Origin of the sequence: Enterobacter sp. Acro-832, assembly GCF_011752745.1 — a bacterium.
Lineage (GTDB): Bacteria > Pseudomonadota > Gammaproteobacteria > Enterobacterales > Enterobacteriaceae > Enterobacter > Enterobacter quasiroggenkampii.
Window position 1 is genome coordinate 842286 of record NZ_VWWX01000002.1, and the last position, 15166, is coordinate 857451.

The 15166-nt window shown below is 56.2% G+C and carries 13 protein-coding genes; 5 read left to right on the forward strand and 8 right to left on the reverse strand.

Annotation, left to right across the window (positions count from 1 at the left end; genetic code table 11):
• Positions 1-63: 63 nt before the first annotated feature.
• Positions 64-1710 (forward strand): class I fumarate hydratase FumA, encoded by a 1647-nt coding sequence (fumA, locus tag F3J31_RS10555; protein ID WP_028012930.1) that lies wholly within the window; start codon positions 64-66, stop codon positions 1708-1710.
• Positions 1711-1892: 182 nt separating this feature from the next.
• A complete protein-coding gene (fumC, locus tag F3J31_RS10560) occupies positions 1893-3287 on the forward strand; it encodes a class II fumarate hydratase (protein ID WP_167212951.1) in 1395 nt (464 codons plus the stop codon).
• Here fumC and tus read toward each other — a convergent pair whose 3' ends face one another.
• The 4 genes from tus to rstA form a co-directional block, all read right to left on the reverse strand.
• Positions 3288-4217, reverse strand: a complete 930-nt coding sequence (tus, locus tag F3J31_RS10565; RefSeq protein ID WP_045910343.1) for a DNA replication terminus site-binding protein — start codon at positions 4215-4217, stop codon at positions 3288-3290.
• 74 nt (positions 4218-4291) lie between these two features.
• Positions 4292-5590 carry a two-component system sensor histidine kinase RstB gene (rstB, locus tag F3J31_RS10570; RefSeq protein WP_045910344.1) on the reverse strand — a complete coding sequence of 433 codons (1299 nt, stop codon included), beginning with the start codon at positions 5588-5590 and terminating at the stop codon, positions 4292-4294.
• 76 nt (positions 5591-5666) lie between these two features.
• The gene (locus F3J31_RS10575; RefSeq protein ID WP_045415030.1) at positions 5667-5927 is read right to left on the reverse strand and encodes a hypothetical protein; all 261 of its coding nucleotides are present in this window, start codon (positions 5925-5927) and stop codon (positions 5667-5669) included.
• Positions 5928-6171: 244 nt separating this feature from the next.
• The gene (rstA, locus tag F3J31_RS10580) at positions 6172-6888 is read right to left on the reverse strand and encodes a two-component system response regulator RstA (protein ID WP_021241154.1); all 717 of its coding nucleotides are present in this window, start codon (positions 6886-6888) and stop codon (positions 6172-6174) included.
• A 128-nt stretch (positions 6889-7016) separates the two neighbouring features.
• On the opposite strand from rstA, the gene F3J31_RS10585 reads away from it, so the two are divergent.
• The gene (locus F3J31_RS10585) at positions 7017-7352 is read left to right on the forward strand and encodes a GlpM family protein (RefSeq protein WP_045910346.1); all 336 of its coding nucleotides are present in this window, start codon (positions 7017-7019) and stop codon (positions 7350-7352) included.
• On the opposite strand, the gene folM is transcribed toward F3J31_RS10585, so the two are convergent.
• The 3 genes from folM to ydgH form a co-directional block, all read right to left on the reverse strand.
• Complete coding sequence (gene folM / locus F3J31_RS10590; protein ID WP_048030718.1) at positions 7349-8071, reverse strand: dihydromonapterin reductase; 723 nt, start codon at positions 8069-8071, stop codon at positions 7349-7351. The genes F3J31_RS10585 and folM overlap by 4 nt on opposite strands.
• A gap of 39 nt (positions 8072-8110) precedes the next feature.
• The gene (locus tag F3J31_RS10595) at positions 8111-9493 is read right to left on the reverse strand and encodes an amino acid permease (RefSeq protein WP_045910348.1); all 1383 of its coding nucleotides are present in this window, start codon (positions 9491-9493) and stop codon (positions 8111-8113) included.
• A gap of 184 nt (positions 9494-9677) precedes the next feature.
• Positions 9678-10622, reverse strand: a complete 945-nt coding sequence (ydgH, locus tag F3J31_RS10600; protein ID WP_048030717.1) for a DUF1471 family protein YdgH — start codon at positions 10620-10622, stop codon at positions 9678-9680.
• A gap of 535 nt (positions 10623-11157) precedes the next feature.
• Between ydgH and pntA the strand changes: the two genes are divergently transcribed.
• Positions 11158-12687: a Re/Si-specific NAD(P)(+) transhydrogenase subunit alpha gene (gene pntA, locus F3J31_RS10605; protein WP_008500544.1), complete on the forward strand. Its 1530-nt coding sequence runs from the start codon at positions 11158-11160 to the stop codon at positions 12685-12687.
• A 10-nt stretch (positions 12688-12697) separates the two neighbouring features.
• Positions 12698-14086 carry a Re/Si-specific NAD(P)(+) transhydrogenase subunit beta gene (gene pntB / locus F3J31_RS10610; protein WP_021241158.1) on the forward strand — a complete coding sequence of 463 codons (1389 nt, stop codon included), beginning with the start codon at positions 12698-12700 and terminating at the stop codon, positions 14084-14086.
• A gap of 119 nt (positions 14087-14205) precedes the next feature.
• On the opposite strand, the gene uspE is transcribed toward pntB, so the two are convergent.
• Positions 14206-15156 carry a universal stress protein UspE gene (gene uspE / locus F3J31_RS10615; RefSeq protein ID WP_032640084.1) on the reverse strand — a complete coding sequence of 317 codons (951 nt, stop codon included), beginning with the start codon at positions 15154-15156 and terminating at the stop codon, positions 14206-14208.
• Positions 15157-15166: the final 10 nt, after the last annotated feature.

Genomic DNA, 15166 nt, shown 5'->3' on the forward strand with positions numbered 1-15166 from the left:
TTTAAGCCGGGCAGCGGAACATCTGCCCTGAATAAACAGACCGAAGCAGTAAGTGAGAGAACAATGTCGAATAAACCCTTCCATTATCAGGATCCTTTTCCCCTCAGTAAGGATCAGACCGAGTATTACCTGTTAACCCGCGATCACGTCTCCGTCTCTGAGTTTGAAGGACAAGAGATCCTCAAGGTGGATCCGCAGGCGCTGACGCTGCTGGCGCAGCACGCTTTCCACGACGCCTCGTTTATGCTCCGTCCTGCGCATCAGCAGCAGGTTGCCGATATTCTGAGTGACCCGGAAGCCAGCGAAAACGATAAATACGTTGCCCTGCAGTTCCTGCGTAACTCCGATATCGCGGCGAAAGGCATTCTGCCAACCTGTCAGGATACCGGTACGGCGATCATCGTCGGTAAAAAAGGCCAGCGCGTCTGGACCGGCGGCGGTGATGAAGCGGCGCTGGCGCACGGTGTTTATAACACCTACACCGAAGACAACCTGCGCTATTCGCAAAACGCCGCGCTGGACATGTACAAAGAGGTCAACACCGGCACCAACCTGCCAGCACAGATTGACCTCTACAGCGTCGACGGTGATGAGTACAAATTCCTCTGTATCGCCAAAGGCGGCGGTTCGGCCAACAAAACCTATCTCTATCAGGAAACCAAAGCGCTGCTCACCCCGGGCAAGCTGAAGAACTACCTGGTTGAGAAGATGCGCACCCTCGGCACCGCGGCGTGCCCGCCGTACCATATCGCGTTTGTGATTGGCGGTACCTCGGCGGAAAGCACGCTGAAAACCGTGAAGCTGGCCTCAACCAAATACTACGACGGCCTGCCTACCGAAGGTAACGAACATGGTCAGGCGTTCCGCGACGTGCAGCTTGAGCAGGAGCTGCTGGAAGAAGCACGTAACCTGGGCCTCGGTGCGCAGTTTGGCGGCAAATACTTCGCTCACGACGTGCGCGTGATCCGTCTTCCGCGTCACGGCGCTTCCTGCCCGGTCGGGATGGGCGTCTCCTGCTCTGCGGATCGCAACATCAAGGCCAAGATCAACCGCGAAGGCGTGTGGATCGAAAAACTGGAAAACAACCCGGGTAAATACATTCCGGAAGCGCTGCGTAAAGCGGGCGAGGGGGAAGCGGTTCGCGTTGACCTGAACCGTCCGATGAAAGAGATTCTGGCGCAGCTGTCTCAGTATCCGGTTTCGACCCGTCTCTCCCTCAACGGCACGATTATCGTGGGCCGCGACATCGCGCACGCGAAGCTGAAAGAGCGCCTGGACAACGGCGAAGGGCTGCCGCAGTACATTAAAGATCACCCGATCTACTACGCGGGCCCGGCGAAAACGCCTGAAGGCTACGCCTCTGGCTCGTTAGGCCCGACCACGGCAGGCCGTATGGACTCGTACGTCGACCAGTTGCAGGCCAACGGTGGCAGCATGATCATGCTCGCGAAAGGCAACCGTAGCCAGCAGGTGACGGACGCCTGCCACAAGCACGGCGGCTTCTACCTCGGCAGCATCGGCGGCCCGGCTGCGGTTCTGGCGCAGGGCAGCATCAAGAGCCTGGAGTGCGTGGAATACCCGGAACTGGGTATGGAAGCGATCTGGAAAATTGAAGTGGAAGATTTCCCGGCGTTTATCCTCGTGGATGACAAAGGCAACGACTTCTTCAAGCAGATCCAGTCGTCCCAGTGTTCGGCGTGTGTGAAGTAATTCTGTAAATTGCCGGGTGGCGCTGACGCTTACCCGGCCTGGATTCTCGTAGGTCGGGTAAGGCGCAGCCGCCACCCGACACCAAAAAGAGCGCACAAAGCGCCATAACGTTTCTCAGAAGTCATCAATACTTATCCCTTAAGCATGTGAGCAATCCCGACAGTGTTATCAAGGAGAAAGTAATGACAACGGTACGCCATGAGAAAGATTCGATGGGCGCCATCGACGTCCCGGCTGACAAGCTATGGGGCGCGCAAACCCAGCGTTCGCTGGAGCATTTCCGTATCTCGACTGAAAAAATGCCCATCTCGCTGATTCAGGCGCTGGCCCTCACCAAACGCGCGGCCGCAAAAGTGAACCAGGATTTAGGCCTGCTGGCGGCAGACAAGGCCACCGCCATCATAAATGCCGCCGACGAAGTGCTGGCGGGCAAGCATCCCGACGAATTCCCTCTCGCCATCTGGCAGACCGGTTCCGGTACCCAAAGCAACATGAACATGAACGAAGTGCTGGCGAACCGGGCAAGCGAACTGCTGGGCGGCGTGCGCGGCATGGAGCGTAAGGTTCATCCGAACGATGACGTCAACAAGAGCCAGAGTTCTAACGACGTCTTCCCCACGGCCATGCACGTGGCGGCGGTGATAGCTATTCGCGAACAGCTAATCCCCCAGCTCAATGTCCTGAAATCGACGCTCAACGAGAAGGCGCAGGCCTTCCGCGACATCGTCAAAATCGGCCGTACGCACCTGCAGGACGCCACGCCGTTGACGCTCGGCCAGGAGATTTCCGGCTGGGTGGCGATGCTGGAACACAACCTGAAGCACATTGAGAACAGCCTGCCGCACCTGGCGGAGCTGGCGCTCGGCGGCACGGCGGTGGGCACCGGGTTAAACACCCATCCGGAGTATGCGGTGCGTGTGGCGGAGGAGCTTGCGGCCATTACCGGACAGCCGTTCGTCACGGCGCCCAACAAGTTCGAAGCGCTGGCGACCTGCGATGCGCTGGTCCACACTCACGGCGCGCTGAAAGGGCTGGCGGCCTCGCTGATGAAAATCGCCAACGACGTGCGCTGGCTGGCCTCGGGCCCGCGCTGCGGCATCGGTGAAATCAGCATTCCGGAAAACGAGCCGGGCAGCTCCATCATGCCGGGTAAAGTCAACCCGACCCAGTGCGAAGCCATGACCATGCTCTGCTGTCAGGTACTGGGCAACGACGTGGCCGTTAACCTGGGCGGTGCATCCGGCAACTTCGAGCTGAACGTCTATCGCCCGATGGTGATCCACAACGTTCTGCAATCGATTCGTCTGCTGGCAGACGGCATGGAGAGCTTTAACGAACACTGCGCGGTGGGGATCGAGCCAAACCGCGAGCGCATCAGCCAACTGCTGAACGAGTCGCTGATGCTGGTCACCGCGCTCAATACCCACATTGGCTACGACAAAGCCGCCGAGATCGCCAAAAAGGCGCATAAGGAGGGGCTGACGCTGAAAGCCTCCGCCCTGGTGCTGGGCTATCTGACGGAGGCGGAGTTTGATGCCTGGGTACGCCCCGAGGCGATGGTCGGCAGTCTGAAATAATCAACTCGCCACGTACAGGTGCAGCCGCGGAATAATCAGCTGTAGCGGCTGCGCCTGGGGTCGGTAACGGTGCTGGACATTTTCAGCATCGTAATTCAGCAACTCACCAATATCCGGCACGATAGCCCCCTGATCGGCATCATAGAGCGCAATCAGCGGCGTTGGACAGGCATACTGCACCTGTTTTTGCTGGCCGGAATACCAGACGCGGGCGATAGGCTGAACCTTCACCGGGCGCTTAATTTTGAGGCGCGTATCCGCCGGTAGCGAGGCGATGCTGTGGTACTCCTGCTCCAGGCGCTCAATCCACTGCTCACGCGACCACGGCGCGACGGTGCGTGGCGCCTTGAGGCTTTTTTCCAGCTGCGCCAGGATCTCATCCCGGGTGAAGTTTTTAATGATGTGCTTATTCGCCCAGCCGAAGCGCAGCGTGGCGGGGTGGCGCAGTACCGTCAGCGTACGATAGGCATTCAGCGTAATTAACCCCGGAAGCTGACGGTGGACCCATTCAAACCGGGCGGCAGGGGCCAGGCCCGACTCCTCGGTAACGATCTTCTCAAATGCCGCTTTCAGGCTGTTGATATGGGCAATCTGGCTTTCCAGCGCCTCGCGCGATACTGCATCGGTTTGCAGACAGATCACGCCCGGCAGCCGCACGGCTGCCTTGCTGCTGCGCTGTTCAGACTGCTGCTGGATAAAAAGATGTCGATAGTGTTTCATCGCCAGTTCCAGCGCGGCCTTGCCGATGTGCTGCTTCACGTCGATGGTGTCCAGCGGATCGTGCTCGGCCCCTTTGACCACCTCGGGCAGGGTAAAGACGCGCGCGGCCAGCAGGCGGCAGGTCTGCAAACGTTCTGTCAGGGTCAGCAGCTCGTGTTCTATTTCCCGAAACGTGCTGTTCAGCCGTTCGATAAGATCGTAGGTCGCCATAAGCCCCTCTCATTAGTTACAACATACTTATCATATAGCACAGCACGCCGGGTCAGGCCAGCGTGCGGTTGAGGTCAGGCAGGAACGGGAAGGGCGATGTTATGGTACACCGGCCAGCTAAAGCAGAAGCGCGCGCCGCCGAGCTCGCTCTCCTCGCAATGTACCGTGCCGCCCATGGCCTGCGCGATAGAGTAGACAATGGCCAGCCCCAGACCACAGCCTCCGGTGGCGCGATCGCGGCTGGGATCGAGGCGGACAAACGGTTCAAACACGGTTTCGCGCGCCTCCGGCGCAATCCCCGGCCCGTCATCCTCTACCGTCAGGCTGGCCTGATTACCCTGCAAATCCAGCCCAATCTGTAGCGTACTTTCGCTGTAGCGCATGGCGTTGTTCATCAGATTGTCCAGCACGCGTTCCATCAGGCGCATATCGAGTGCGCCGTAATCACCCGGCGTCACGCGGGTCAACAGCGTACGCTGCGGGTTCACGCTCTGAACGTCGTCAATGTGGGTTTGCAGCCACGCGGGCAGATCCGGCGTGCTGAGGTTAAGCTCGTTTTGCGGACGATCGAGGCGCGCGTAGGTCAGTAGCTCCTCAATCAGCGCCTCAAGCTGGCCAATGTCGCGGTTTAGCGCCTGAGACTCTGCTTCCGTCAGATTCTCACTCATCTCCAGACGATAGCGCAGGCGCACGAGCGGCGTGCGCAGCTCGTGCGCAATCCCGTCGATCAGCTGTTTCTTACTGGCGATAAGGGCATTGATGTTATCGGCCATCTGGTTAAAGGCCACGCCCAGACGTTCAAAGCTGGAACCGCTGTCGAAGTGAATGCGCTCGGTAAAGTGTCCCTCACCAAAACGCTGCGCGGCGGATTCCAGCTTCAGCATGTCCTGCCAGTGCGGGCGCATCCAGATAAAAACCGGAAACGCCAGCGAAATGGCGATAAAGGCCATCAGCGCCATGTCCAGCAGGCGCATCTGATGCAGATAATAGAGATAGGGCACCGGCCCGACGGCCAGCACGTAATGGCTGCGCGGAATACGCTGAATAAAGGTGTATTTCTCATCCAGCGCGACGATGTCCCCGTCGCGCAGACGCTGCATGGCGGGCGGGTCCAGATCGAAATCTTTCAACGGCTCAATGCGTAAATCGAATGACAGATTGAGATCCAGCTCTTTCAGGGTTTTCGCCCAGTCGTGTGGCGGGATCTCTCTCAGCTCGCTGCGCATCAAATACAGCGAGCTTTTCATCAGGTCGTCCAGAGACTGCCTGCCCGCACGTTCGGCAGTAAATTTATAGACCAGGCCGACCAGCATGGTCATCACCAGGAAGCAGACAAACAGTAAAAGATAAAACTGCACAAACAGCTTTTTCATTGGATCTCACCGAAAAAAACGCTATATGCAGAATATACATGAAAACCCTTCGGGTTTTTCACGTCAGTCGAGCGTGTTACATGGCTTTCGCGCTGTTTTTTACCTTGGCGATGAGTTTTTCCGTCACGGCCAGGCCTTCTGCAATGTGCGTATCAATCACATCCGTTCCGTATTCGCTGATGAGGTCCAGCAGTATTTCGTAAGACTGAATGAGTTCCAGCAGGTCAAAGAGCGCTTTTTGATCGGTTCGTGAGGGGGAGGCGTGGTTCAGGGTTGCCTGATTAACAATCCACTCAAGATTGGTTTTTATCGCTTCTACCTGACCGTAGCTATACATAATTCATGAGCTTAAATCCTCATTTCAAGATTTATTGGAGAGATGTCGTGAAAGCTTCACGGCGAAAATGAGTAAAACAATCGCAAGAGCGGGGCGAGCTGAAGAAAGGAGAGTCGAGAAGGTAATTATGGAATAGTCCGCGTGCTTAGCAAGTTAATTGTTGCGCAAACGTAAAAATAAACGCCCGAAGAGAAGGCATCGTCGCGCAATGCCTTCATTTCGCGCAGGTTATCTTATCCGGCGATCAGGTTTCCCATGCATGTGGGGCAAACAGATAGCCCTTGTTACGCACGGTTTTAATGCGGTAGGGCTCGGTGGCGTTATCCTGCAGTTTTTTGCGCAGACGCGAAATCGCCACGTCAACGCTGCGGTCCATTCCGTCGTAGCTTACGCCACGCAGGTTTTTCAGTAGCGCGTCACGGTCCATGATCTGCCCGGCATGCGTTGCCAGCTCCCACAGCAGGTCAAAATCTGCGGTGGAAAGGGCGATAAGCTCGCCAGAGAGCAGCACCTGACGGTTAATTGGATCAATAGACAGTGTACCGAAGCGCATCGCTTTGTGCGGCGTCAGAGACGGCGCCGGTGCTTCGCGTTCGATGCTGGCGTGCTGGCGTAAATGGAGGCGCAGGCGAGCGAGCAGGACGGCAGGCGGCGTGGTTTTCAGAATGTAATCATTGGCACCCATCTCCAGCGACAAAATATGGTTCATATCGCTGTCCAGTGAGGTGAGCAGGACGATAGGGCCCTCCCAACGGGCGCGCAGGTCCCGGCAGAGCGTCATGCCGTCTTTGCCTGGCAACATAATATCCAGCAATACCAGATCCGGGTTTTCACGGACGACCACCTCTTCGGCACGATCGCCGCGAGGTTCAACAATGACGTCCATATCATGTTTACCCAGATAGGCGGCGATCAACTGCCCGACTTCGGGTTCGTCTTCAACATAAACAATCTTATTCATACAGCGTCTGTTTTCGTGAAAAAAGCCAACATACACCGCGAAACCTTAACCTTCCATTAATCTTTCAAAATTAACGTCGGTTCCGTTATTCTGGCTGATATTGTGAGTTGATTATTATAGGGAAAACGATGGGGCTGGTGATCAAAGCCGGGCTGGGCGCGCTGGTGGTGTTGCTGATTGGCATGCTGGCGAAAACGAAAAACTATTATATTGCCGGGCTGATCCCTCTCTTCCCGACCTTTGCACTCATTGCCCACTATATCGTGGCGTCTGAACGCGGTACGGAAGCGTTACGCACGACCATCGTGTTTGGCATGTGGTCAATCATTCCGTATTTTCTCTACCTGCTTTCGCTGTGGTATTTCACCGGTTTTCTGCGTCTTCCACTGGCGCTGAGCGGGGCGGTGGTCTGCTGGGGGCTCAGCGCCTGGCTGTTAATTTTCTTCTGGAGCCGCTTTCACTAACGCAGCGGTCGGCCGCCGTCCACGGCAAAGGTTCTGCCGGTGACGTAGCAACTGGTGAGCAGGTAATCCACGAGGTCGATGACCTCTTTCTCGCCTGGGGCAATTTTCATGAGCGACTTATTCAGCGCCTGCTGGCGATACTCCGCATCATCGTTTTCGTTGAATAAAATCATCGCCGGGGCGATGGCGTTCACCTTCACCTCGGGGGCGAGCTTGCGGGCAAACGAGCGGGTCATGTTATCCAGCGCGGCTTTACTGGCCGCATAGGCGATGTGCTTGTCACTGCCGCGCTCCACCACATAATCAGTGAAGTGAATGATGTCGCCCGCAGCATGCCCGTGGCCGCGGAGCAGATCCTGCAGAGCATGGTTTAGCAGATAAGGGGTATTAACATGGATCTGCAACATGGCGGCAAGCGTTTCGCTGAGCGAGGTACCGGTTTTTTCGGCCTGCCATGCGCTGGCGTTATGTATCACGGCGCGCAGCCCCGCAGTGGTGGATTTCACCTTTTCCGCAAAGGCCAGAATGCCTTCATCGGTTGAAAAATCAGCCTGAATGCAGACCGCCCCGGCTTTGCGTAACCCTTCAATCGACGGGTATTCCGTACGGTAGCTCACAATGACCGGATGGCGAAGGTTGAGAAAGTGATGGGCGAGAGCGAGGCCGATACGGCGGCCTCCACCGGTGATCAGTATGGGGCGAAGCGGTGCATTTCCCATCGTATTCTCCTTTACAGTTCAACAATGGGAAAGGCGATGCTATCCCACTAACATCCAGGTTGCCGGCACGGCAGCAACCAGTAAGAGTCCAATTAATGCCATTTCGCGGCGTTTCAGCGCGTTCTCCAGCTGATGCGTGCGGCGGGCGTAGATAAACACCAGCAGGCCCGGTGCGTACAGCACCACCGACAGCAGCAGATGCATAGGTCCGGAAGCATACAACAACCACAGGCCGTAAATACAGGCTCCGACACCCACGACATAATGCGCGGGGCGAGTGGCAATTTTTAACAAATACGCACCCACTAAGAAATAGGGTACCAGAATCATCTCCGAGGCGATGGTCAGCAGCGTGTTATAGTCTGAACCTGTGAGCCAGATCAGCACCAGGCAGATCTGAACGCTGATGTTGGTCAGCCAGAGTGAGGCAGACGGCGCGCTGTTTTTGTTTTGACGCGCAAACAGCCGTGGGAACGCTTTGTGCGTAGAGGCCAGGAAGGGCACTTCAGCCGCCATGATGGTCCAGCTCAGGTAGGCTCCGCAGACGGAGATAATAAGACCCGCCGCAATCACCACGTCGCCCCAGGGGCCGAGCATTTTCACCATCAGGCCCGCCATTGACGGGTTACGCATTTCAGCCAGTTCAGGACGCGCCACCACGCCCAGCGACAGCAGCGTGACCAGCAGATAGACCCCGAGCGCAGCCAGTACGGCCAGCAGCGTGGCGCGGCCTACATCGCGTTTATTTCGGGCGCGGGCAGAAACCACAACCGCGCCTTCAACGCCGATGAATACCCATAGGGTAATCAGCATCGTGTTTTTCACCTGCTCCCAGACGGGGACGCCCAGCGCAACGCCGCTGAAATCGAGCTTAAACACGTCGAGACGGAACGCAATGAAGGCCAGAACGATAAACAGGCCGAGCGGAACCAGCTTCGCGAGCGTCGCCACCAGGTTAATGCTGGCGGCCGTTTGTACGCCACGCAGCACCAGCCAGTGGACGAACCACAGTAATACCGAAGCGCCCACAATAGACTGCCAGGTATTCCCGTCGCCAAAGAGGCGCAATTCAGGCGTATCGGTAAAGAAACTGAGCGCCGAGAAGACAATCACCAGATAGGAGACGTTGGCGATAACCGCACACAGCCAGTATCCCCATGCGGAACAGAAGCCAATCAGCTCGCCGAAGCCTTCACGGGCATAGGTGAAAATGCCGCCGTCCAGGTCCGGGCGAATGCGGGTCAGCAGCAGCATGGCGAAGGCCAGCAGCAATATTCCGACTCCCGTAATGCCCCAGCCAATGATGAGCGCAGACGGGCTGGCGACGGCAGCCATATTTTGCGGCAAACTGAATACGCCCGCACCCAGCATTGAGCTTAAAACGAGTGCAGTCAGAGCACTCAGGCCAAGTTTCTTTTCCATTGGCTTCCTGTTATGAAAGGTCAAAATCCAGAATAATTATTTCGCTCAGGCGCATAAAAATGGTGGATCACACTAAGGCGCGGGATTTTACGGAGTGTAACGAAAGCATGCAATGACGTGTGGCAGAAATTCAAAAAAAGTAACAAAAAAGGCGGCATTGCGCCGCCTTTCTTAAACGATTTTGTTACTTGTACAGATCGGCGCTGATGGTCACGTTGTTACCACGTTCCTGCCACTGGCGGGTGATGTGGTAGAACTTCGCCCCTTTCTTCGCCGCACGCTTCGCGACCTGGTAAGAGACTTCCGTCATGTTGCCGTAGTTGCCGGTAAATTTGATGCTGTCGAACGGCACCATCTGCGCGGCAGTGGCGTTGTTAAGCTCTTCAACTTTGGTACCGTCTGGCAGCGTAACCGAATAACGGCCACCTTTCGTGGACTGCGTTTCAAAGAAACGGCCCACTTCAGCGCTTGGCGCAGCCGTCGTTGCGACGCCTGGGATTTCCACTTTCTTCGCTTCTTCGCCGCCTTTCGCTATCGCCGCGCGACCGGCTTCTGAGTTCGCCGGAATCGCATCCGGGCTCTGCAGAACACGTTTCTTCGCATCTTCTTTATAGATGAACGCGGTAATACGCTGGTTGCCGCCCTGGTTAGCATCGACCTGACGCACGATGTAGAACGAGTAGGCCCCTTTCTCTTTCGCGGCTTTGGTGATGGCATCGTTCACTTCAGGCTGGCTGCGGTAGAAGCCCTGAACGGTGACGGTGTCGTACGGTTCCAGCGCAATTGCCTGATCTTTCGGCAGTTCAACAACACCGTTGATCACGCGGTTTTTCGGTGCGTCAGCTTTTGGCGCGTTGTCTTTATACAGCGCAATAGTCACGCGCTGGTTACCGCTGTTGCCGTTATCAGACTGGTCAACAACATAAAACGATGCTGCCCCGTTTTTATCAGCGGCCTTTGATGCAGCGGCGACGGCGTCGCCAATAGAATTATAACGACCCACAATGACCTTATGGTCAAAAGGTTTTAACGCTGCCGCTTGCTCCGGCGTTAACTCTGTTGCGGCATTCGCAGACAGGGCGGTCGCGGAGAGAAGTGCGGACGCCAGGAGTGTGTTCTTAAGCTTCATAAAAATGATCCTTCGCCTTGCGCAAACCATGTACTGGTATTGTTGTTAATTTGAGACGGTCCCGATTATGGCATTTAAAACCCGTCGCTGTCTGCGCCATTTTTCACAGCCAGTGCTCACTGAATCACCTTATTCGATAACATTTAGTGATATGTTGAAAAAACACGCGTTTGACAACTAAAAGTGATAAAGCTTATGACTTTTACAAGTTAATTTAATGTTAATAAGTTGTTCTCTTATGGCGCTATATCATGTTTTTACCGCTTCGCTTGCGCGAATTATCGGTTCTGGCGATGAATTTAAGGTAAATATCACTGTCAGTGACGCCGATCGCTTATTTTTCACAGATAAAGTAAGAAATAGTGTTTTCTGGCGGTAGATCACGGCCGGTATTTTCAGTAGGTTATAGACAGTTTGTTACTGTTTTATTTTCCGGGGTGAATTGTGTCTCATTGCTTGTGTGATGGCGAAAAATGATACAAACCGCGGGCATTTATCGATAAACCATCATCAAAAACCGATGGAAGGGAAAACTATGCGTATTGGGGTACCAAAAGAACGGTTAGCCAATGAAACCCGCGTAGCGGCAACACCGAAAACGGTGGAGCAACTGCTTAAGCTGGGTTTTACCGTCGCGGTTGAAAGCGGCGCAGGCAAACTGGCGAGTTTCGATGACGAGGCCTTTATCCAGGCTGGCGCGGAAGTGGTGGACGGTGCCGACGTATGGCAGTCGCCGGTAATTCTGAAGGTCAACGCACCGGAAGAGAGTGAGATAGCGCTGCTGAATCCGGGCACCACGCTGGTGAGCTTTATCTGGCCTGCGCAAAATCCTGAGCTGATGGAAAAACTGGCTGCGCGCGGCGTTACCGTCATGGCGATGGACTCCGTGCCGCGTATTTCGCGCGCCCAGTCGCTGGACGCCTTAAGTTCGATGGCAAACATTGCGGGCTATCGCGCCATCGTTGAAGCGGCCCACGAATTTGGTCGCTTCTTTACCGGTCAGATCACCGCGGCGGGTAAAGTCCCTCCGGCGAAGGTGATGGTGATTGGCGCGGGCGTGGCGGGACTTGCCGCCATCGGTGCGGCAAACAGCCTGGGCGCTATCGTGCGCGCGTTCGATACCCGTCCTGAAGTGAAGGAACAGGTCCAGAGTATGGGTGCCGAATTCCTTGAGCTGGACTTCAAGGAAGAAGCGGGCAGCGGTGATGGTTACGCGAAGGTGATGTCGGAAGCCTTTATCAAAGCCGAAATGGAACTTTTCGCCGCCCAGGCGAAAGATGTCGACATCATTGTCACCACCGCGCTTATCCCGGGTAAACCGGCGCCGAAGCTGATTACCCGTGAGATGGTTGACTCCATGAAGCCGGGCAGCGTGATTGTCGACCTGGCTGCGCAAAACGGCGGCAACTGTGAATATACCGTAGCGAATCAGGTGACCACGACCGCGAACGGCGTGAAGGTGATCGGCTATACCGATCTGCCGGGTCGCCTGCCGACGCAATCGTCTCAGCTGTACGGCACCAACCTCGTCAACCTGCTGAAGCTGCTTTGCAAAGAGAAAGACGGCAACATCACCGTCGATTTTGACGACGTGGTGGTGCGCGGTGTGACCGTGGTGCGTGAAGGTGAAATTACCTGGCCTGCGCCGCCAATTCAGGTTTCGGCCCAGCCTCAGGCAGCGCCTAAAGCGGCGCCTGAGCCAAAAGAACCTGCCAAACCGGCTTCCCCGTGGCGCAAATACGCGATCATGGCGCTGGTGATTATTCTCTTCGGCTGGCTGGCTGACGTCGCGCCGAAAGAGTTCCTCGGCCACTTTACCGTCTTCGCGCTCTCCTGCGTCGTGGGCTACTACGTGGTGTGGAACGTCTCCCATGCGCTGCATACGCCGCTGATGTCGGTAACCAACGCCATCTCCGGGATCATCGTGGTGGGGGCGTTACTGCAGATTGGCCACGGCGGCTGGATCAGCTTCCTGAGCTTTATCGCGGTGCTGATCGCCAGTATCAATATTTTCGGTGGTTTCACCGTGACTCAGCGCATGCTGAAAATGTTTCGTAAAGGCTAAGGGGTAGCATATGTCTGGAGGATTAGTGACAGCCGCATACATTGTTGCTGCAATCCTGTTTATTTTCAGTCTGGCGGGGCTTTCCAAACACGAAACGTCTCAGCAGGGGAATAACTTTGGTATCGCCGGGATGGCGATTGCGCTGATTGCCACCATCTTCGGGCCGGATACTGGCAACGTAGCGTGGATCCTGGTGGCGATGATCATCGGCGGTGCGATTGGTATTCGCCTGGCGAAACGCGTTGAAATGACCGAGATGCCGGAGCTGGTGGCGATTCTGCACAGCTTTGTGGGTCTGGCCGCGGTGCTGGTGGGCTTCAACAGCTACCTGTACCACACGCCGGGTCTGGAACCGATTCTGGTGAATATTCACCTGACGGAAGTGTTCCTCGGTATCTTCATCGGTGCGGTCACCTTCACCGGCTCGATTGTCGCGTTCGGCAAGCTGCGCGGGAAGATTTCCTCTAAGCCGCTGATGCTGCCAAACCGCCATAAGCTGAACCTGGCTGCGCTGGTGGTGTCGTTTGTGCTGCTGGTGGTCTTCGTGCGTACCGAAAGCGTCGGTCTGCAGGTGCTGGCGTTGCTGGTGATGACCATCATCGCGCTGGCCTTCGGCTGGCATCTGGTGGCGTCCATCGGTGGTGCGGATATGCCAGTGGTGGTCTCCATGCTGAACTCCTACTCCGGTTGGGCGGCGGCGGCGGCGGGCTTTATGCTGAGCAACGACCTGCTGATCGTTACCGGTGCGCTGGTGGGTTCTTCGGGTGCGATCCTGTCTTACATCATGTGTAAGGCGATGAACCGCTCGTTCATCAGCGTCATCGCCGGTGGCTTTGGTTCTGACGGCTCGTCTACCGGTTCCGATGAGGAAGTGGGTGAGCACCGTGAGATCAGTGCGGAAGATACCGCCGAGATGCTGAAGAACTCGCACTCGGTCATTATCACCCCGGGCTACGGCATGGCGGTGGCACAGGCGCAGTATCCGGTGGCGGAAATCACCGAGAAGCTGCGCGCGCGCGGTATCAAGGTGCGCTTTGGTATTCACCCGGTGGCGGGGCGTCTGCCAGGCCACATGAACGTGCTGCTGGCGGAGGCGAAAGTGCCTTACGACATCGTGCTGGAGATGGATGAGATCAACGATGATTTCGCCGACACCGACACCGTGCTGGTCATTGGCGCTAACGACACCGTTAACCCGGCGGCGCAGGACGATCCACGTAGCCCAATCGCCGGGATGCCGGTTCTGGAAGTGTGGAAGGCGCAGAACGTGATCGTGTTTAAACGTTCAATGAATACCGGCTATGCCGGGGTACAGAACCCGCTGTTCTTTAAAGAGAACACCCACATGCTATTTGGCGATGCCAAAGCCAGCGTGGATGCGATTCTGAAAGCGCTGTAAGTTGCGTTGAAACGAAAAAACCGCCGAATCCGGCGGTTTTTTTTTGCCGGGTGGCGCTCACGCTTACCCGGCCTACGGTTTTGTAGGCCCGGCAAGCTTGCGCCGCCGGGCGTTAGGGGTCAATCGTCTTCCGGATCGTCGAGCTCAACCGGCGTCTGGTACTCATCCGGCTTGATAACCAGCAGGTCGCAGCGCAGATGGTCGATCACCTGCTCGGCGGTATTGCCGAGGAAGGCGGCAGAAATACCGGTACGACCAATGGTACCCAGCACCACAATCCCCGCCTGCAGGTGTTCAGCCAGGTCCGGGATCACCTCTTCAGGCAGCCCTTTTTCCACGTGGGTCATTTTCTCATCGATGCTGAATTTCTGGCGCAGCGCTTTCATGGCCAGCAGATGCTGACCGCGGATCGCGTCGTTGTACACGCTCGGGTCAAATTCCGGCAGTTCAATGGCGATGTTAATCGGGGTGACCGGATAGGCGCCAACCAGATGCACTTCGGTATGATTGACCTGATCGGCAAGCTGGATAGTCTCCTTCACCAGCTTCTCGTTCAGTGAATTGTGGTAATCCTCTTCGCTGGCGAGGTTTACCGCCACAACGGCTTTCCCGCCTTCAGGCCACGGCTGGTCTTTCACCATCCAGACCGGGCAAGGGCATTTACGCAGCAAATGCCAGTCGGTCGGGGTGAAGATCACGGATTCCAGCTTGTCGTGCTGGTGCGCCATCTTCAGCAGCAGATCGTGCCCACCGGCAACGACTTCCTGAATGATGGCTTCGAAAGGTCGGTTGTGCCAGACCACTTTAATATCAATGGGCACACCCGCTTCCAGGTAATACTTCGCCTGTTCGCGGATCCACGCGGTACGCTGGCTGATGACGCCCTGACGCATAGCGGTGCGCTCGTCAGGCGACAGAAGGGTGGTCATCTCATACGAGAAGTCATAGATCGGCAAAAACGCTTTGATTTTGCCACCAATCCGTTGATGTAAATACACAGCACGTCGTAATGCCGGCTGATCGTCCTGATTCGGATCGATCGCTACCAGCATGTTTTGATACTTGGCCATACAGGTCTCC